General features: G+C 62.3%; 17 protein-coding genes and 1 other RNA gene. 11 read left to right on the forward strand and 7 right to left on the reverse strand.

Annotated elements, in window-relative coordinates; translation table 11 throughout:
- The first annotated feature begins 45 nt into the window (after positions 1-45).
- From tolQ to glmM, 9 genes are all read left to right on the forward strand, one after another.
- Positions 46-765, forward strand: coding sequence for a protein TolQ (gene tolQ / locus D4A92_RS00675; protein WP_203017443.1), 720 nt, complete (start codon positions 46-48; stop codon positions 763-765).
- Between the two features lie 24 nt (positions 766-789).
- Positions 790-1,242: a protein TolR gene (gene tolR, locus D4A92_RS00680; RefSeq protein ID WP_006726828.1), complete on the forward strand. Its 453-nt coding sequence runs from the start codon at positions 790-792 to the stop codon at positions 1,240-1,242.
- Between the two features lie 10 nt (positions 1,243-1,252).
- Entirely contained in the window at positions 1,253-2,287 is a 1,035-nt protein-coding gene (locus D4A92_RS00685; RefSeq protein WP_006726829.1) for a cell envelope integrity protein TolA, read from the forward strand.
- Between the two features lie 21 nt (positions 2,288-2,308).
- A complete protein-coding gene (gene tolB / locus D4A92_RS00690; RefSeq protein WP_203017444.1) occupies positions 2,309-3,613 on the forward strand; it encodes a Tol-Pal system beta propeller repeat protein TolB in 1,305 nt (434 codons plus the stop codon).
- A 165-nt stretch (positions 3,614-3,778) separates the two neighbouring features.
- Complete coding sequence (gene pal / locus D4A92_RS00695) at positions 3,779-4,318, forward strand: peptidoglycan-associated lipoprotein Pal (RefSeq protein WP_006726831.1); 540 nt, start codon at positions 3,779-3,781, stop codon at positions 4,316-4,318.
- A gap of 162 nt (positions 4,319-4,480) precedes the next feature.
- Positions 4,481-5,470: a tol-pal system protein YbgF gene (gene ybgF / locus D4A92_RS00700; RefSeq protein ID WP_203017445.1), complete on the forward strand. Its 990-nt coding sequence runs from the start codon at positions 4,481-4,483 to the stop codon at positions 5,468-5,470.
- Entirely contained in the window at positions 5,470-6,789 is a 1,320-nt protein-coding gene (tilS, locus tag D4A92_RS00705) for a tRNA lysidine(34) synthetase TilS (RefSeq protein WP_203017446.1), read from the forward strand. The genes ybgF and tilS overlap by 1 nt, the downstream gene beginning before the upstream one ends.
- 120 nt (positions 6,790-6,909) lie before the next feature.
- Positions 6,910-8,841, forward strand: a complete 1,932-nt coding sequence (gene ftsH, locus D4A92_RS00710; protein WP_006726834.1) for an ATP-dependent zinc metalloprotease FtsH — start codon at positions 6,910-6,912, stop codon at positions 8,839-8,841.
- Between the two features lie 250 nt (positions 8,842-9,091).
- The gene (gene glmM, locus D4A92_RS00715) at positions 9,092-10,447 is read left to right on the forward strand and encodes a phosphoglucosamine mutase (protein ID WP_203017447.1); all 1,356 of its coding nucleotides are present in this window, start codon (positions 9,092-9,094) and stop codon (positions 10,445-10,447) included.
- A gap of 80 nt (positions 10,448-10,527) precedes the next feature.
- Here the strand turns inward: glmM and D4A92_RS00720 are convergent, their stop codons facing one another.
- Positions 10,528-11,274, reverse strand: coding sequence for a YebC/PmpR family DNA-binding transcriptional regulator (locus D4A92_RS00720; RefSeq protein WP_203017448.1), 747 nt, complete (start codon positions 11,272-11,274; stop codon positions 10,528-10,530).
- 147 nt (positions 11,275-11,421) lie between these two features.
- On the opposite strand from D4A92_RS00720, the gene D4A92_RS00725 reads away from it, so the two are divergent.
- Positions 11,422-11,925, forward strand: coding sequence for a pyridoxamine 5'-phosphate oxidase family protein (locus D4A92_RS00725; RefSeq protein ID WP_006726837.1), 504 nt, complete (start codon positions 11,422-11,424; stop codon positions 11,923-11,925).
- Between the two features lie 15 nt (positions 11,926-11,940).
- Here the strand turns inward: D4A92_RS00725 and D4A92_RS00730 are convergent, their stop codons facing one another.
- From D4A92_RS00730 to D4A92_RS00740, 3 genes are all read right to left on the reverse strand, one after another.
- Positions 11,941-12,783 carry an MBL fold metallo-hydrolase gene (locus D4A92_RS00730; protein WP_203017450.1) on the reverse strand — a complete coding sequence of 281 codons (843 nt, stop codon included), beginning with the start codon at positions 12,781-12,783 and terminating at the stop codon, positions 11,941-11,943.
- A gap of 108 nt (positions 12,784-12,891) precedes the next feature.
- Positions 12,892-13,716 (reverse strand): TIGR00282 family metallophosphoesterase, encoded by an 825-nt coding sequence (locus tag D4A92_RS00735; RefSeq protein ID WP_203017452.1) that lies wholly within the window; start codon positions 13,714-13,716, stop codon positions 12,892-12,894.
- Positions 13,717-13,726: 10 nt separating this feature from the next.
- Positions 13,727-14,305 carry a 5-formyltetrahydrofolate cyclo-ligase gene (locus D4A92_RS00740; protein ID WP_203019775.1) on the reverse strand — a complete coding sequence of 193 codons (579 nt, stop codon included), beginning with the start codon at positions 14,303-14,305 and terminating at the stop codon, positions 13,727-13,729.
- A gap of 168 nt (positions 14,306-14,473) precedes the next feature.
- Here D4A92_RS00740 and D4A92_RS00745 point away from each other — a divergent pair, with 168 nt between their 5' ends.
- Positions 14,474-16,498: a methyl-accepting chemotaxis protein gene (locus tag D4A92_RS00745; protein WP_203017454.1), complete on the forward strand. Its 2,025-nt coding sequence runs from the start codon at positions 14,474-14,476 to the stop codon at positions 16,496-16,498.
- Between the two features lie 84 nt (positions 16,499-16,582).
- Here the strand turns inward: D4A92_RS00745 and ssrS are convergent.
- The 3 genes from ssrS to D4A92_RS00760 form a co-directional block, all read right to left on the reverse strand.
- Positions 16,583-16,741: non-coding RNA, 6S RNA (ssrS, locus tag D4A92_RS00750), on the reverse strand.
- Positions 16,742-16,795: 54 nt separating this feature from the next.
- A complete protein-coding gene (locus D4A92_RS00755; protein WP_203017456.1) occupies positions 16,796-17,176 on the reverse strand; it encodes a cell division protein ZapA in 381 nt (126 codons plus the stop codon).
- Between the two features lie 71 nt (positions 17,177-17,247).
- Entirely contained in the window at positions 17,248-17,520 is a 273-nt protein-coding gene (locus D4A92_RS00760; RefSeq protein ID WP_076394074.1) for a DUF4164 domain-containing protein, read from the reverse strand.
- Between the last annotated feature and the right edge of the window lie 294 nt (positions 17,521-17,814).

Here is a 17,814-nt window from a genome sequence, read left to right on the forward strand (position 1 = left end):
CCGGTCCAACCCACCGGGCGTTTGGATTTCGGGGAATTGAAGGCGATGGAACAAGTTGGAATGGCTGCAGCAGCGCATGATGTGAGCCTTTGGGGCCTGTTCATGCAGGCAGGCCTGATCGTCAAGCTGGTCATGATCGGCTTGGTGGCTGCCTCCGTCTGGACCTGGGCCATCGTCATCGACAAGTATGTGAGCTATGCCCGCGCCCGGCGCCAGTTCGACCAGTTCGAACAGGTCTTCTGGTCCGGCCAGTCGCTGGAAGAGCTGTACCGGACGCTTGCCGAGCGCAGCAATACCGGCCTTGCCGCTATCTTCGTCGCCGCCATGCGCGAATGGAAGAAGAGCTTCGAGCGCGGCGCCCGTTCGCCGATCGGCCTGCAGATGCGCATCGACCGCGCCATGGATGTCACCATGGCACGCGAATCCGAAGCGCTCGAATCCCGCCTTTCGTCGCTCGCCACCATCGGCTCCGCCGGGCCGTTTATCGGTCTCTTCGGTACCGTTGTCGGCATCATGACCTCCTTCCAGGCCATCGCCGGCTCCAATAATGCAAGCCTCGCGGTCGTCGCCCCCGGTATCGCGGAAGCACTGCTCGCGACCGCCATGGGTCTGATCGCCGCTATTCCCGCCGTCATCGCCTACAACAAGTTTGCGGGCGAAGCCGGCAAGCTTGGTGCGCGTATGGAAGGCTTTGCAGACGAATTCTCGGCCATCCTGTCGCGTCAGATCGACGAGAAGCTGCAGCCTCGCCAGGCCGCCCAGTAAAGCTCAGGGAGCAGGAGACGCATCATGGGTATGTCGGTTGGATCGGGTAGCAAGGGCGGTGGACGCCGCGGTCGCCGCGGTGGCAAGAAAGCCCTCGTCAGCGACATCAACGTCACACCCTTCGTCGACGTCGTTCTCGTGCTGCTGATCATCTTCATGGTCGCAGCCCCGATGATGACCGTTGGCGTGCCGATCGACCTGCCGCAGACCCAGGCACAGGCGATGAGCAGCGAAAATCAGCCGATCACCGTCTCGGTCAATCCGGAAGGCGAGATCTATCTGCAGGAAACGGCGATCCCGATCGAGGAAGTCGTGCCGAAGCTGCAGGCGATCGCCACCACCGGCTACAGTGAACGCATCTTCGTGCGCGCCGACACCGCCGCCACCTACGGCATCGTCATGCAGGTCATGGCGCGGATTTCAGCCGCAGGCTTTACCAATATTGGTCTTGTGACCCTGCAGGAACAGCAGAACTGATCGGACGGACATGAAGGGCAGCCTCTTCACATCCTCGCTTCTGCACACTCTGGCGCTCTCGGCGGCGCTGGTGAGCCTCGGCTCGCCTGAAAAACTCGAATTCGCTCCGATGGAATCGCTCCCGGTCGACATCGTTCCGATCGAGGAGTTCACCCAGATCCAGAAGGGCTCGACGGACGCGCCGATGGCGGAGAAATCCGCGCCCGTGCCGACCAAGAAGCCACCGATTGCGGAGCCCGCCGAGAATATCGGCGACAACGAGGTCGATCTTAAAGCCCCACCGACCCCCTCCAAGCGGCCGGTCGAACAGGAAGTCGCGGCCGCACCGAAGAAGGTCGAGACGCCGGCGCCGACGCCTGATCCGAAGGTTAACGAGGTGAAGGAAGTGGTCAAGGAAGACACGGCTCCCCCACCGGAGCCGGAACCCCAGCCCACGGAGCCTCAGCCGGTCGAACAGGCGGTAGCCGAAGAAATTCCCCTGCCCGAGCAGGCGCCCATCCCGGCTGCCCGCCCGAAGCCCGAGATCGCCAAGCCGGCGGAGAAGAAGCCGGCACCGAAGCCTGATGCCAAGAAAGACACCAAGGCGCAGGAAACGGCGAAATCCAAGCCGCAGATGGAAAGCGACTTCAACGCCGACGAAGTGGCAGCCCTTCTCAACAAGACGGATGCCGCCGGCGGTGGCGCGAAGCGTTCCACCGATCAGGAAGCACTGGGCGGCCGCACCGACACCGGCGGCTCGAAGCTCAGCCAGAGCGAACTCGATGCCCTTCGTGGCGTCATTCAGGACAACTGGCTGATTACGCCGGGCATGGCGGATGCAGCAGACGTGCGCATCCGCGTCACCTTCCGCCTCGACCAGAACGGCGCTCTGATCGGCGAACCCGAAGCGACGGCCACCGGCGGCTCGCCCTCGGCCCAACAGGTCCTCATGAGCGGCGCCGTTCGCGCCGTGCGCAAGTCCGCCCCCTTCACCAATCTGCCCCCGGACAAATACGACGCTTGGTCTGAAGTTGTCGTCAATTTCGACCCCAGCGAACTGATGTAAGAGCTGAAAGGCTTGGTAAGCATGAAAACTCTCCTCCTCCGACTTCTGCTGGTCTGTGCCGGCATGGCAGCTGCCTTTGTGGCGCCTGCAAACGCAGCCGTTGAAATCAACATCAACCGCGGCAACGTCCAACCGCTGCCGATCGCCATTACCGACTTCATCTCGGCCGATGGCATCGGCGCACAGATCTCTGCGGTCGTGGAAGCTGACCTGAAGCGCTCGGGCCTCTTTGCGCCGGTCAACCGTGCGGCCTTCATCGAGAAGATTCAGAACCCCGATCAGGCACCGCGCTTTCCCGACTGGACAGCCCTGAAGGCCGAGGCTCTGGTCGTCGGACGCATCGTGCGCGAACCCGATGGCCGCCTGCGCGCCGAATTCCGCCTCTGGGACACCTTCGGTGGCCAGCAGATGACCGGCCAGCAGTTCTTCACCGATCCGAAGAACTGGCGGCGCGTCGCCCATATGATCGCTGATGCGATCTATGAGCGCATTACCGGCGAAAAGGGCTATTTCGACACCCGTGTCGTCTTCGTCTCGGAGAGCGGCCCGAAGACAGACCGCAAGCGTCAGCTGGCCATCATGGACCAGGACGGCGAGAATATCCGCATGCTGACCAACAGCAACGACATCGTCCTGACGCCGCGCTTCTCGCCGAGCCGCCAGGAAATCACCTACATGTCGTTCGAAGGCCAACAGCCGCGCGTCTATCTTCTGCAGCTGGAAACCGGCGCCCGTGAAGTGGTCGGCAACTTCCCCGGCATGACCTTTGCGCCGCGCTTCTCTCCCGATGGCCAGCGGGTCATCATGAGCCTGCAGCAGGACGGTAACGCCAACATCTACACGATGGACCTGCGTTCGCGCACCACAACCCGTCTGACGAACACGGCCGCGATCGACACGTCGCCATCCTATTCGCCCGACGGCAGCCAGATTGTCTTCGAAAGTGACCGCGGCGGCCGCCAGCAGCTCTATGTCATGGGTGCCGATGGCTCCGGCCAGCGCCGCATTTCATTCGGTGACGGTTCCTACTCGACCCCGGTCTGGTCGCCCCGCGGCGATCTGATCGCCTTCACCAAGCAGTCCGGCGGCCGGTTCTCCATCGGCGTCATGAAGACTGACGGCTCCGGCGAGCGCATCCTGACCACGGGCTTCCACAACGAAGGCCCGACCTGGGCACCGAACGGACGCGTGCTGATGTTCTTCCGCCAGAACGCTGGCGCCGGTGGCCCGCAGCTCTACTCGATCGACCTCACGGGCTACAACGAGCAACTGGTGAAGACGCCATCCTTCGCCTCCGACCCGGCCTGGTCGCCACTGATGGAATAGTGACTGGAAAGAGGCGCAATTGCGCCTCTTTCTTGCCTCAAAGGGCCGGCAATTGCGCTGTTTCTGACGAGAATTGACGCTTCGTTAACCATAATTGTTGGAAGCCGGTTAACCGCGATTGGTTATGCTCCGGCAACCCTAACAGAGAATTCAAGGAGACCGGCGATGAGCCGCATTCATTCCCCGGCCACGAGCCGCCTGCAGAAGATGGCAACCAATCCGGCCATGGTCGCATTTGCCGTGGCCCTCGCCCTTGCCGGCTGTGCCAACAAGAAGAACCTGCCGAACAGCGCCGGCGAACTCGGCCTCGGCGCCGGTGGCGCTGGTGCCGCCACCCCGGGCTCTGCCCAGGACTTCACCGTCAACGTCGGCGACCGCATCTTCTTCGACACCGACTCGACCGCCATCCGCGCCGATGCCGCCCAGACGCTCGACCGTCAGGCGCAGTGGCTGCAGCGTTACCCGAACTACGCGATCACGATCGAAGGTCATGCCGACGAACGCGGCACCCGCGAATACAACCTGGCGCTCGGTGCTCGCCGTGCAGCAGCGACCCGCGACTACCTCGCACAGCGTGGCGTTCCGGCTCAGCGTCTGAAGACCATTTCCTACGGCAAGGAACGTCCGGTCGCCGTTTGCGACGACATCTCCTGCTGGTCGCAGAACCGCCGCGCCGTCACTGTTCTCGGTGGCGCCGGCATGTGATCCGGTTCACCCGGTCATCACCAGAGCTTGAAGGCGGCCCATGGGCCGCCTTTTACTTTTCTCCTTACTTTGGCCGAACTTGGTTGCTTTTTGCAGGCAATTGGGAAAACTCCTGTCGGCGCTGGTTCGGCGCAAAATCATCGCGAAAACAGGAAAAGGAACATGAACAAACTTGTGATGGCCGCTCTGTTTGCGACGGCCTCGCTTACCGGACTGAGCAGCGCTGCTAACGCATTCCAGCTGTTTCCGAATGTCCAGCTCGGCCAGAAGGCCACCGGACAAATGCCGAAGGCAGACGTCCAGTTCGCTCAGGCGACGGATCCGACCTTGCGTGTCCAGCAGCTCGAGGAAGAAATTCGCGCCCTGAACGGCCGGATCGAGGAAATGAGCTTCCAGCTCCTGCAGATGCAGGAAGCCCTCCGAAAGCAGCAGGAAGACAATGAGTTCCGCTTCCAGGATCTCGAGAAGAGAAGCGGCTCGCTGACGCGTCCTGCCACCGCCGGCGACCAGCAGGATTCGGTCGCAGAGATCATCACCGAAACCCCGGACGTCGGCGTAACCGCCGACGCTTCCGGTCTCGGGTCCGGAACGGCACCCGGCGAACAGACGCTCGGCTCCATCGCGCTCGATGAAAGCGGCATGCCCGTCACGGCCACGCTCAACCAGGATGCGCTGAACAACAGCTCGACCGCCCTGCCCGGCGTCGATACCGGCGTGACCGCCCCCTCGACAACGCCTCCGTCTGCGCCGCAGCAGACCGCCTCGCTCAATTCCGAGGGCGACGTCTATCAGATTGCCTATGCCCATGTGCTCTCCGGCGACTATTCGCTGGCCGAGAGCGAGTTCCGCGATTTCATCGCGGCCTATCCAAGCAGCGCCAAGATCGCCGATGCTCATTTCTGGCTCGGAGAAGCGCTCTACTCCCAGGGCAATTTCAACGAGGCGGCCAAAACCTTCCTGAATGCCCATCAGACCTACAACACCTCCCCGAAGGCGCCTGAGATGCTGCTGAAGCTCGGCATGTCGCTCGCCGCCCTCGACAATACCGAGACGGCCTGCGCCACGCTGCGCGAAGTCTCGAAGCGCTACCCTAAGGCTTCCCGCGCCGTCGTATCGAAGGTCGCGAGCGAGCAGAAGCGCCTCAGCTGCTGATGAGCGCCGTCCTCGCGGCAGGGTCTTCACTGCCCGAACGCTCGCCTGAAGCCGCGATCCAAGACTTTCTCCTCTCCCTCAACCGTCCCATGCGCCTGCTCGTCGCCGTATCCGGTGGCAGCGATTCGCTCGGCCTGCTTTTGTCGCTGAAGCGCGCGATCGACGGACACACATATCCTCACCGCCACTCTCTTTCCGCCGCAACCATCGACCACGGCCTGAGGCCGGAAGCCGCCGACGAGGCTGAGCAGATCGCGATACTGTGCGGAGAGCTCGGCATATCGCATCGGATCGAACGCTGGACCGGCGAGAAGCCCACGACCGGCCTCTCAGCTGCCGCTCGCGAGGCGCGTTATCGGTTGCTCGCCCATGCAGCAGACACCTACGACGCCGACGCAATCGTCACCGGCCATACTCTGGACGATCAGATCGAGACTGTGGCCATGCGCGCGGGTCGCTCCGCCGACGCGGTCCTCGGTCTTTCCGGCATGGCGCCAGCCACCCTGTATGCAGGCCGCCTCTGGATCCTCCGCCCGTTTCTTCACACGCGCCGTGCCGCGATCCGCAGCAGCCTCGAGGCCTCAGGCCGGGCATGGATCGACGACCCGAGCAATGACGATCCCCACTACGAGCGCGTACGGACACGGCGCGCGGCTCCGACAGTCGATGCCGCCACGATCGACGCCGCCGCCAGACAAAGAACTTCCCTTTCGGCACAAGCGGCAGACTGGTTGAGACGCCACGCGACTGCCGGCCCCGGAATGTTGGTCACAGTGTCGCTGCCTGCCTCGACTGAGAAGGCAGTTAGCGATCACGCCCTCGGCGCGCTGGTCGCCGTGCTCGGCGGCAAGCCCCATCGTCCGAGTGCCGACAGTCTCGCGCGGCTGAGCCACAACCTCGACGAAGGCTCTGATTTTCGCCTGACGCTGTCAGGTACGCTCATTCTGCGACGGCGTGATCGGCTCTATCTGGTCCGCGAAAGGCGCGGTCTTTTGCCGCTGTCGCTTTTACCAGCGGCAATCGGTGTCTGGGACGGCCGCTATACAATCCTGAATTCGAGCGATGACGAGGTCACGATCACAGGCGGTCCTGCATCCACGATCGACCGCGCTTTGCCTGGCTCGATCCGTTCTGCATTGCAGGGTAACGCGCCACAAATCGCTGATATCCATGGCATTTCCCACCAGCAGGGCCCACTCGTGACGGTCGCACCACGGCTCTCGCTCTACGCGGATTTCATGCCCAGTTTCGACCAGCCATTGGCCGACGCGATAGCCACACTCATTGGCGCGGAACCGAGCCCCAGCTGTCCCATTTAAGACTTATTGACGGAAAACGATCTGTGAAGGCCCGTTTGCCTTGGCAAGGATGCGGCGTGATCCTATGTTAGAGAGTAATTCTGCGGGGCTTCGTCCCGCACCACAGGTTCGGGGAGTTCAATGAACCCAAATTTTCGCAATTTCGCGCTCTGGGCGATTATCGCATTGTTGCTGATCGCGCTCTTCAGCATGTTCCAGACCTCGCCGTCGCAGACGGCCTCGAGCGAGGTTCCCTACTCGCAGTTCCTCCGCGAGGTGGATGCAGGGCGCGTTCGTGAAGTGACGGTCACTGGCAACCGCGTTCTCGGCAAGTATGTCGAGTCTGGAACGGCGTTCCAGACCTACGCTCCTGTGGTCGACGACAACCTGTTGACCAAGCTGGAAGCCAAGAACGTCATGATCGTCGCCCGTCCCGAAACGGACGGCTCCTCCGGCTTCCTGAGCTACATCGGCACGCTTCTCCCCATGCTGCTGATTCTCGGCGTCTGGCTCTTCTTCATGCGCCAGATGCAGGGTGGCTCGCGTGGTGCCATGGGCTTCGGCAAGTCGAAGGCCAAGCTTCTGACGGAAGCACATGGCCGCGTCACTTTCGATGACGTCGCTGGCGTCGACGAAGCCAAGCAGGATCTGGAAGAGATCGTCGAATTCCTGCGCGACCCGCAGAAGTTCCAGCGTCTCGGCGGCAAGATCCCGCGCGGCGTTCTGCTCGTAGGCCCTCCGGGCACGGGTAAGACGCTGCTCGCCCGCTCCGTTGCCGGCGAAGCCAATGTGCCATTCTTCACCATCTCCGGTTCGGACTTCGTTGAAATGTTCGTCGGTGTCGGCGCAAGCCGCGTCCGCGACATGTTCGAACAGGCGAAGAAGAATGCGCCTTGCATCATCTTCATCGACGAAATCGACGCCGTCGGCCGTCATCGTGGCGCCGGTCTCGGCGGCGGCAACGACGAACGCGAACAGACGCTCAACCAGCTGCTCGTCGAGATGGACGGCTTCGAAGCCAATGAAGGCATCATCCTGATCGCGGCGACCAACCGTCCCGACGTTCTCGACCCCGCCCTTCTGCGTCCGGGCCGCTTCGACCGTCAGGTTGTCGTGCCGAACCCCGACATCGTCGGCCGTGAGCGCATTCTGAAGGTTCATGCCCGCAACGTGCCTTTGGCCCCGAATGTCGACCTCAAGGTTCTCGCGCGTGGTACGCCCGGCTTCTCCGGTGCCGACCTGATGAACCTCGTCAACGAAGCTGCCCTCATGGCCGCCCGACGTAACAAGCGTGTCGTCACCATGTCGGAGTTCGAAGACGCCAAGGACAAGATCATGATGGGCGCGGAACGCCGCTCCTCCGCCATGACCGAGGCCGAAAAGAAGCTGACCGCCTATCACGAAGCTGGCCATGCGATCACCGCATTGCAGGTGCCCGTCGCCGATCCGCTGCACAAGGCAACCATCATCCCCCGCGGTCGTGCGCTCGGCATGGTCATGCAGCTCCCCGAGGGCGACCGCTACTCGATGAGCTACAAGTGGATGGTCTCGCGTCTCGTCATTATGATGGGTGGACGCGTGGCTGAAGAACTGACCTTCGGCAAGGAGAACATCACCTCCGGCGCGTCTTCCGACATCGAGCAGGCCACCAAACTTGCCCGCGCCATGGTTACCCAGTGGGGCTTCTCGGATGTCCTCGGTCAGGTCGCTTATGGTGAGAACCAGCAGGAAGTCTTCCTCGGTCATTCGGTCTCGCAGTCGAAGAACGTCTCGGAATCGACCGCCCAGAAGATCGACATGGAAGTCCGCCGCCTGATCGACGAAGCCTATACCGAGGCCCGTCGCATCCTGACTGACCACCACGATGAATTCGTGGCGATCGCTGAAGGCCTGCTCGAATACGAGACGCTCTCGGGCGAAGAGATCAAGGCGCTGATCCGCGGTGAAAAGCCGTCCCGCGACAGCGGTGACGACAGCACACCGAGCCGTGGCTCCGCCGTGCCCTCGACCGGTCGCAAGGATGCGCCGAAGGGTGGCGAACCGGAAGGCGGGCTGGAACCGCAGCCGCACTGATCGCACGTGATAGAGATCAAGCGAAAGGCCACCCTTCACGGGGTGGCCTTTTTTGTATGGAACGGGCCAAGCCGCAAAATCCGGTGGACGATAGGGCCTCCGGTAACGCCATGTAATGAGTTTTAGCGCTATTTTACGTGTTCTTCGCCGCGTTCTATGGCATGAGCAGCCAACCGCGGGCCCCTGCACGATCGCTTCCGGCTGATCACGTGCAGCGACCGCCAGCGAAATGGACTTGAAGGAACACTTGATGACACGTCGTTACTTCGGCACGGACGGTATTCGCGGCCTCTCCAACCGCTTCCCCATGACACCCGATCTCGCCATGCGTGTCGGTATAGCCGCCGGCACGATCTTCCGCCGCGGCGGGCACCGCCACCGGGTGGTGATCGGCAAGGACACGCGTCTTTCCGGCTACATGCTGGAAAACGCCATGGTCGCGGGCTTCACGGCGGCCGGCCTCGATGCCTTCGTTCTCGGCCCGATCCCGACGCCTGCGGTTGCCATGCTGACGCGCTCGCTGCGCTGCGACCTCGGCGTGATGATCTCCGCCTCGCACAATCCCTTTGCCGACAATGGCATCAAGCTCTTCGGCCCCGACGGCTACAAGCTGTCGGACGAACTGGAGCAGCAGATCGAGGAACTGCTCGAGAAGGATCTCTACGGCCAGCTTGCAGCCCCCAACGACATCGGCCGTGCCAAGCGCATCGATGGCGTGCATGACCGCTATGTCGAATTCGCCAAGCGCACCCTGCCCCGCGACGTGACCCTTCACGGTCTGCGTGTCGCCATCGACTGTGCCAACGGCGCGGCCTACAAGGTGGCGCCGGCTGCCCTTTGGGAACTCGGCGCCGACGTGGTCACCATCGGCGACGAGCCGAACGGCACGAACATTAACCTGGAATGCGGCTCGACCCATCCGGACGCATTGCAGAAGAAGGTCCACGAGACCCGCGCCGACATCGGCATCGCACTCGATGGCGACGCGGACCGCGTCATCATCGTCGACGAAAACGGCACCGTTATCGACGGCGATCAGCTGATGGCGGTCGTTGCCGAAACCTGGGCTCAGGACGGGCTGCTGCGTGGCGGCGGCATCGTCGCGACCGTCATGTCGAACCTCGGCCTGGAACGTTTCCTCGGCGACAAGGGCCTGACGCTTGCCCGCACCAAGGTCGGCGACCGCTATGTCGTCGAGCACATGCGCAACCACGACTTCAACGTCGGCGGCGAACAGTCCGGCCACATCGTTCTCGCCGATCACGGCACGACCGGCGACGGCCTTGTGGCTGCCCTGCAGATCCTGGCGGCGGTCAAGCGCACCGGCAAGACGGTCAGCGAACTCTGCCATCGTTTCGAACCCGTGCCGCAGCTTCTGCGCAATGTCCGCTTCTCCGGCGGCAAGCCCTTGGAAGACGCCGTCGTCAAGCAGGCGATCGCTGACGCGGAAGCCGAGCTCGCCAAGTCCGGCCGTCTGGTCATCCGCCCCTCGGGCACCGAGCCGCTGATCCGCGTCATGGCTGAAGGCGACGACCGCGAGCAGGTCGAGCGCATCGTCAACGAACTCGTCGACGTTATTGGAAGCGTGCGCAGCGACGCTGCCTGAGCCGACGCAGGGACGCTGAGTAGCAAAAAGCCCGGCTGCGATGCAGCCGGGCTTTTGTATGTCTCGATCGGTCCAGACGATCAGGCGGACAACTTCGCCATGACTTCGTCGGAGATTTCGAAGTTCGAATAGACGTTCTGCACGTCATCATCGTCTTCGAGTGTGTCGATGAGCTTCATCAGCGAGGTCGCCTTTTCTTCATCGACCTCGATCGTGTTCTGCGGCTTCCAGATTGCCTTGACCGATTCCGCACCACCGAGCACGGCTTCGAGCGCCTTGGACACTTCGTTCATGTCTTCGAAGGCGCAGTAGATGGTGTGACCGTCTTCATCCGACACCACGTCTTCGGCACCGGCTTCGATCGCCGCTTCCATAACCTTGTCGGCATCGCCGACAGAGGCCTTGTAGGTGATCTCGCCGACATGGTCGAAGGAGAAGGACACCGACCCTGTTTCGCCGAGTGCACCGCCAGCCTTGGAGAAGGTCGAGCGGACAACGGAGGCCGTGCGGTTGCGATTGTCGGTCAGCGTCTCGACGATGACGGCAACGCCGCCAGGACCGTAGCCTTCATAACGGATCGCGTCGTAGCTCTCGGCATCGGCACCGGACGCCTTCTTGATCGCGCGTTCGATGTTGTCCTTCGGCATCGATTGCGCCTTGGCGTTCTGCACGGCGAGACGAAGTGCGGCATTCATCGCAGGGTCGGGCAGACCGGTCTTTGCGGCAACGGTGATTTCGCGCGCGAGCTTGGAGAACATCTTCGAACGGATACCGTCCTGCTTGCCCTTGCGGTGCATGATGTTTTTGAACTGTGAATGGCCAGCCATGGCACCCCTGATCAGGTCTGTTTGTGGGAATGGCCGCCTTATAAGGGCGAAAGCCAGCTGTTTCAAGGCCGCGACATCGGTTCAAAAAGCCGGAACAAGTGCCTGCCGAACTCGTTGCTCTGAGCACACACGACAAGGAGACAGAACATGGCAAGTTTTAGCGAAGCCCGCGAAAATCCCGTCGAACAGCTTTGGGATGAAATCGACAGCATCCATGCCGGTATGCTCGGCCTTATGGGCGGCAATATGCACATGCAGCCGATGGCCCCGAATGCGGATCGCAAGCGCAACAGCATCTGGTTCTTCTCCAAGACCGACAGCCATCTTGTGCAGGCCCTGCGTCCCGGCAGCCGCGCTCACTTCTGCGTCGTCGGCAAGGATCACGACTATCATGCCTGCCTCGCAGGCACGCTGGTGGAGAACAAGGATCCGGCCAAGATCGACGAATATTGGAATTCCGTCGTCGCAGCCTGGTACGAAGGCGGAAAGTCCGATCCGAAGCTGACGCTTCTGGAACTCAAGCTGGACGATGGCGAGATCTGGGCCTCCACCAACAGCTCGCTCAAGTTCGGCTGGGAAATCGCCAAGGCGAACATGAGCGACGAGAAGATGCCTGACGTCGGCGTACACCGCGAAGTCCGCTTCGCCTGAACCGCAGCGGGGGTACTAGACCCCCTGCAAGACGAGGATCAGCGGCTTTTTCGGCAATGTCCGCATCGACACCGTGAAGCCGCGATTCTCCGAGATCTGCGTATCGAAACTGTCGTCGAACATTGACAGGAAAGTTTCGATCGGTGGACCGCGACGATGCATGGGCAGGATCAGTGCGGAGCGCAGACGCTTCACGATCCGGCTCATGCTGTCTGCCCCGAGCGTCAATCCACCATCCACCGGCACCATGACGATATCCAGTCGGCCGATCTCACCGTAATGGGTGTCGGTCAATTCATGATGCAGATGGCCGAGATGGCCGATGCACAGGCCTGCGACCTCGATGATGAAGATCGAGTTGCCATTCGGCTCCATGGTTCCGCCCCAACTCCTGATATCCGTTGGCACGTTTCTGACATAGGCATCCCCCACGACCAGCCGGTGCTCGATCGGCTCTCCAGGCTGGGCCTCGTTCCAGCCGTGCAGGACTGCACCGATGGCGGGATCGGGATTGAGGGTATAGTGGCTCGAATGCGCCTTGTTCATCGTCACGACATCGGGTGTACGCGACGTGCGGAGCCAGCCATTGAAATCTGTTGCGATTGAAATGCCGGCCGGCGTGTCGATCTGGAAGGTGGAATGGCCGACAAAGCTGATAACCACATCTTCCTGCACCTGCGCGAGCGTCAAGACCGGGGCACCGGAGACTGCAGGCGTGAAGTTGGCGTACTGAACCTTGGGAATCTTCTCGGCGATCAGCTGGCACTGGCTGACCTGCGGTCGCTGTGCCTCTTGCGCCAAGGCACCACCGGCCAGAACCGAGAGCACCATCGTGGACAACACCAGTCTCAGCATCATGCCGCTCCCTGCACCGTCTAGCTTGAAAGCCAAGAATGCGGGAGCACCGGGAAAGCGTAAAGCTGCCTCCCCGTCTCCAGGCCTCACAATGGCGTTATCGCCGGGCCGTTAGGCCCAGAAGGGCGGGATCGTCTCGGCGAGCCGCGGGCCGAGCCGCAAGGGGGCGATCTTTTCGGCAAGCCCTGTGCTGTCGGAGATCTCGACGCCGACGCCGCAGATCGTCGCCGGCCCGCTTGCCGCCTCGAAGCGGCCCTTGGGCATCTTCGAGATGAAGCGGTTGAGCGGCTCTTCCTTCTCCATGCCGAGCGAGGAGTCGTAATCACCACACATGCCGGCATCCGACATATAGGCCGTGCCACCGTTCAGGATCTGGTGGTCGGCGGTCGGCACATGGGTGTGGGTGCCGACAACGAAGCTTGCACGGCCATCGACGAAATGTCCGAAGCACTGCTTCTCGCTGGTCGCTTCGGCATGGAAATCGAAGACGATGACGTCCGCCTGCTCCTTCAGCGGGGCGGCCGCAAGAATGCTCTCTGCAGACTTGAAGGGATCGTCCAGCTCAGGATGCATGAAGACGCGGCCCATGATGTTGGCGACGAGCACGCGCGCACCGTTGCGGGCGTAGAAAAGACCGGAACCCTTGCCGGGCGTGCCGGCCGGATAATTGGCCGGGCGCAGGAACTGGTCGTGCCGGGTGCAGAACGACACCGCTTCCTTCTGGTCCCAGACATGGTTGCCGGTTGTCACCACATCGGCACCGGCATTGATCGTCTCGAGATAGATATCCTCGGTGATGCCAAAGCCGCCGGCGGCATTCTCGCCGTTGACGATGACGAAATCGAGCTTCAGATCGGAGATCAGGCCCGGCAACCGCTCCCATACAGCCGTACGTCCGGTCTTGCCCACCATGTCTCCGAGGAACAGAAGTCGCATTTTCGTCCAATCACTCCATGAATCTTCTAAGGCCGCTCTCGGTCAGCACGGCTTCCAGCCGGACGTCATGGGCCTCGTAGGGCACTTCTGCCACCTCCTGACAGTCGAATGCAATGCCGATCAGCCTCGGATGCCGGCCTTTTTCCCTGAGACGGGCGATCGCGCGGTCGTAATGACCGGCACCATAGCCGATCCGGTTGCCGGCAGCATCGAAGGCCGACAGAGGCACCAGAAGCAGATCGGGGTCGAGAACCGCAGCTTCAGGGCCTGGCCCCCGGGTGCCAAAACCGGTATCGACGAGCTCCGCGCCGGCTGCGAGTTCGCGAAAGACGATCGTCTGCTTGTCCAGAACGACAGGCAGGCAGAGCCGCGCGCCCCGGGCCTTGAGCCGTGCCATCAGAGGGCGAATATCCGCCTCGGAGCGGATCGGGAAGAAGCCGGAGACGACGAGCCCGGGCTCCAGCGAAAGATCGTCTCCCGCAAGCTCCGTCATGGCAAGACTGTGCTCCAGTCTCGTCTCCGCCGGGATCGCGTCCCGCACCGCCAGCCGCGCCTTCCGGATCTCGGCCTTCAATTCCCGCTTTTCCACCATTTCAAGGCCCTTTCTTTCCAGCCACGCCAGATTTGGGGAGGCCGACTAACGAGAAATCGTGTTTTTGCCCTTCGTCAACTCGATTCCGAAAACCTCTGTAAAACCAAGGATTAACTCAAAGCGCTTAGACTAACGTCCAAGTCAACGTCCAAAGGCCCTTTTATAATGCAGTTCTTTTCGCGCTTCGGCATCACGAAGACAATCACCGCCACGACGGTCCTCATCCTGATCGCGGCGCTCGGAGCCGTGGCCTGGGTCATCTCCGGCAGCATCGAAACCCGCATCCAGCAGCAGGCGATCGCCGGCCAGGATGCAAGCCTTCGCACGGCGGCCACGATTATCGAACGGGATTTGCCCGGCACCCAGATCACCTGGGCTCAGGACGGCAACGTCAGCCGCATCGTGATGGAATCCATTCCGACTGAGTTCACCGAGCACGGCATGATCGACGTCATCGGCCGCATGACCGGCCAGACGGCGACGATCTTTGCCTGGGATGCCGAAAGCAAGGACTTCTGGCGCCGCACCACCAACATCATCAAGCCGGATGGCAACCGCGCCGTCGGCACCGCACTCGGCCAGACCGGCGCTGTCTATCCCTATTCCGTCAAGGGCGAGGTCTATCGCGGCGAAGCTGTCATCCTGGAGACGCCATACTACACGATCTACCAGCCGATCTTCTCGCCGACCGGTGATGTGCTCGGCATTCTCTATGCCGGCGTCCGCAAGGCGGACATCAACAGCATCGCAACCGAGATGACCTATGCGATCGGCACCACCGCGCTGATCGTGCTTCTGATCGCCGCAACGCTGATCGCCCTACTCGTCCGTCGCATCGTCGGCTCCCTGCCGCGCCTGACGGCTGTTGCTGACCGCCTCGCCTCCGGCCAGCTCGAAACCGACGTGCCGGATCAGCATCTGCGCAACGAGATTGGCGCACTTGCCCGTGCGATCAACGTCTTCCGCGAAAGCGCGATCCAGAAGATCGAGATCGAACGCCGTGCTGCCGATGCCGCCGCCCAGGGCGAGCAGGAACGCGCCGAGCGCGAAGTCGCCAAGGCAGAGGATGCCCGTCTCGTACAGGAAGCCGTCGATGCTCTCGCCGACGGTCTGAACCGTCTGAGCGACGGCGACCTGACCGTGCGCATCGATCGCGCCTTCACCGGAAACCTCGACCGTCTGCGCGTCGACTTTAACGCCTCCGTCGAGAAGCTCAGCAGCACGCTCGCCGAGATCCGCAATGAAACCGCGGGCATCGAGGCGAGCTCGGCCGAGATGCGCTCTGCGACCGACGACCTGTCGAAGCGCACCGAACAGCAGGCCGCTTCTCTCGAAGAGACCTCCGCCGCCCTTGAGGAGATCACATCGACCGTGCGAGGCTCGTCGGCCAAGGCAGATGAAGCCGCCACCATGGCGACCAAGGCTCGCCAGAGCACGGAGACCTCGAGCAAGGTCGTGTCCAACGCGATCGAGGCCATGAGCCGCATCGAGCAGGCGTCGAGCGAGATCTCGAAGATCATCAACGTCATCGACGAAATCGCCTTCCAGACCAACCTGCTGGCGCTCAATGCCGGCGTCGAGGCAGCGCGCGCCGGTGAAGCCGGCAAGGGCTTTGCCGTCGTCGCCCAGGAAGTCCGTGAACTCGCCCAGCGTTCCGCGAATGCTGCCAAGGACATCAAGGCGCTGATCAACAAGTCGGGTGAAGCCGTCGCCGGCGGTGTGTCGCTGGTTCAGCAGACCGGCAGCGCGCTCACCGAGATCTCCAACCAGGTGGCCGTCATTAACGACCACATCACCTCGATCGCCTCAGCTGCCCGTGAGCAGTCCACCGCGCTGAACGAGATCAATGGCTCGGTCAACCACATGGACCAGTTCACCCAGAAGAACGCCGCCATGGTTGAAGAAGCGACCGCCGTGACCCACCGCCTCGCCGACAGCGCCCGCAGTCTGGGTGGGCTCGTCGCGCAGTTCCGTGTCACCGGCGGAGCAGCTTCCCCGAACCGCGCTCCGACGCCGAGCTATGCTGCACCGGCACCGACGGCCCGTCCGGCAGCACGCCCGGCCGCCGCTCAAGCCGAGACGCGCCCCGTAGCCTCCCCGGCTCGCCGCATGGTCGGCAACCTTGCCAAAGCCTTCGGTGGCGGCAGCACCGCAACCGCCACCTCGCAGGACAACTGGGAAGAATTCTGATCCCAGGAACCGATCAAAGACAAAAGCCGTCGCGAGCGATCGCGGCGGCTTTTGTCTTGCATCATGTCTGATCAGAAGAGGAAGGTGCGATCCACGGCAACCGATGGAGATTTACGATCCTGGGTGCCTACAAACGTAGGTGGGCGCCATATGTCCAAGCCCACGGGCCTGGTCAGGGACAGCTCCCTTTGGATCGAGTATGGCCCCAGGGATTGTGGTTCCTGTCGTGAGGCGCAGATCGCATTTCAGATATAGGCGCTTCGCGGGCACCGCGCCAGTGGGCTGGAAAAATAGTCCTCAAGCCTGAGGCTGGGGCGCGGGCCGCTGGGTGAGTTTGCGGGTGATGCCATTCAGGCGATCCGCAAGGTCTGATATCGCATGTGCCACGGCCTCCTCGCGGTTATGCACGCCTGACAGGACCGTATCGCGCCCCTCCCGGAAACCAGCCAGCTCCGCCTCGGCCGCCGCAAGCCGCCGATTGATCTCCGCCATCTCGTCCATGACCATGATCCCGGCCATGACGGTGATCCGGAGATCGCCGATTTCACCGAATTGTCCCTTGAGATGGCCGACATAACGATCGAATTCGCTCGCAAGCTCCGTCAGATGGGCTTCCTGCCCCTCCTCGCACGCCATGCGATAGGCTTTTCCGTCGATCGTGACTGTGACCTGCGCCATCGGCGTTCCAACTCTCTTCTACGCGTGGTGCTCCCGCACCGTAAGCAAACAAGCGCCCCGTGGCCCGAATTTTACCGATCGAGCACCGCCCGGATCGTTTCCATCGCCGTCACCAGCCGACGCGAGACCTCGCGGTTGACCTCTTCGAGCCGGTTGGCCCGGAATTCCGACTGGTCAAGTTCCTGAGCAAGGCGAGCACGATCGGCATGAACGCGCCGCACCTCACCATCGATCTCCGTACTCTCGCGCTCCGCTTCGAAACGCATGTCGACGGCGTTCTCGAGCCCGGCGACAGCCTGCCGCAGCGCCGCGAGCGCGGCATCCACCGAATTTTCCGCCGGCATTCTCTTGCCCCTGCCTCAGTGAAGTCTGTTCGCTACACGAATCGTCATGGCCGCCCCGATCATGTGAGCCGGGACAGTAAGCCCCGCCCTTGGCACGCGTCAATAAAGCGCACACCTCCGGAAGAAGCCAATTCTGTGGAAGACTGTCTCGTTCTTGCCGCTCCGTAAGTCATCCGGCGCCGTCGCACAGGAAAGAGGCAAAGAGATGTTTTCTTGATCGCGAGAACGCCGCAACCCGGCCCATTTGTTGACTTGCGCGATGCACCTGCTAAGGATCACCCCCGTTCAGACGGC

It is taken from the genome of Rhizobium rosettiformans, assembly GCF_016806065.1.
GTDB lineage: Bacteria > Pseudomonadota > Alphaproteobacteria > Rhizobiales > Rhizobiaceae > Allorhizobium.

Bases quoted from the DNA above. Each gene is read 5' to 3' on its own strand.
- pal (WP_006726831.1), top strand. From the start codon at position 3,779: ATGAGCCGCATTCATTCCCCGGCCACGAGCCGCCTGCAGAAGATGGCA.
- D4A92_RS00720 (WP_203017448.1), bottom strand. From the start codon at position 11,274: ATGGCTGGCCATTCACAGTTCAAAAACATCATGCACCGCAAGGGCAAG.
- D4A92_RS00730 (WP_203017450.1), bottom strand. From the start codon at position 12,783: ATGATGCTGAGACTGGTGTTGTCCACGATGGTGCTCTCGGTTCTGGCC.
- D4A92_RS00760 (WP_076394074.1), bottom strand. From the start codon at position 17,520: ATGCCGGCGGAAAATTCGGTGGATGCCGCGCTCGCGGCGCTGCGGCAG.
- tilS (WP_203017446.1), top strand. From the start codon at position 5,470: ATGAGCGCCGTCCTCGCGGCAGGGTCTTCACTGCCCGAACGCTCGCCT.
- tolR (WP_006726828.1), top strand. From the start codon at position 790: ATGGGTATGTCGGTTGGATCGGGTAGCAAGGGCGGTGGACGCCGCGGT.
- tolB (WP_203017444.1), top strand. From the start codon at position 2,309: ATGAAAACTCTCCTCCTCCGACTTCTGCTGGTCTGTGCCGGCATGGCA.
- ftsH (WP_006726834.1), top strand. From the start codon at position 6,910: ATGAACCCAAATTTTCGCAATTTCGCGCTCTGGGCGATTATCGCATTG.
- D4A92_RS00755 (WP_203017456.1), bottom strand. From the start codon at position 17,176: ATGGCGCAGGTCACAGTCACGATCGACGGAAAAGCCTATCGCATGGCG.
- glmM (WP_203017447.1), top strand. From the start codon at position 9,092: ATGACACGTCGTTACTTCGGCACGGACGGTATTCGCGGCCTCTCCAAC.
- ybgF (WP_203017445.1), top strand. From the start codon at position 4,481: ATGAACAAACTTGTGATGGCCGCTCTGTTTGCGACGGCCTCGCTTACC.
- tolQ (WP_203017443.1), top strand. From the start codon at position 46: ATGGAACAAGTTGGAATGGCTGCAGCAGCGCATGATGTGAGCCTTTGG.
- D4A92_RS00735 (WP_203017452.1), bottom strand. From the start codon at position 13,716: ATGCGACTTCTGTTCCTCGGAGACATGGTGGGCAAGACCGGACGTACG.
- D4A92_RS00685 (WP_006726829.1), top strand. From the start codon at position 1,253: ATGAAGGGCAGCCTCTTCACATCCTCGCTTCTGCACACTCTGGCGCTC.
- D4A92_RS00725 (WP_006726837.1), top strand. From the start codon at position 11,422: ATGGCAAGTTTTAGCGAAGCCCGCGAAAATCCCGTCGAACAGCTTTGG.
- D4A92_RS00745 (WP_203017454.1), top strand. From the start codon at position 14,474: ATGCAGTTCTTTTCGCGCTTCGGCATCACGAAGACAATCACCGCCACG.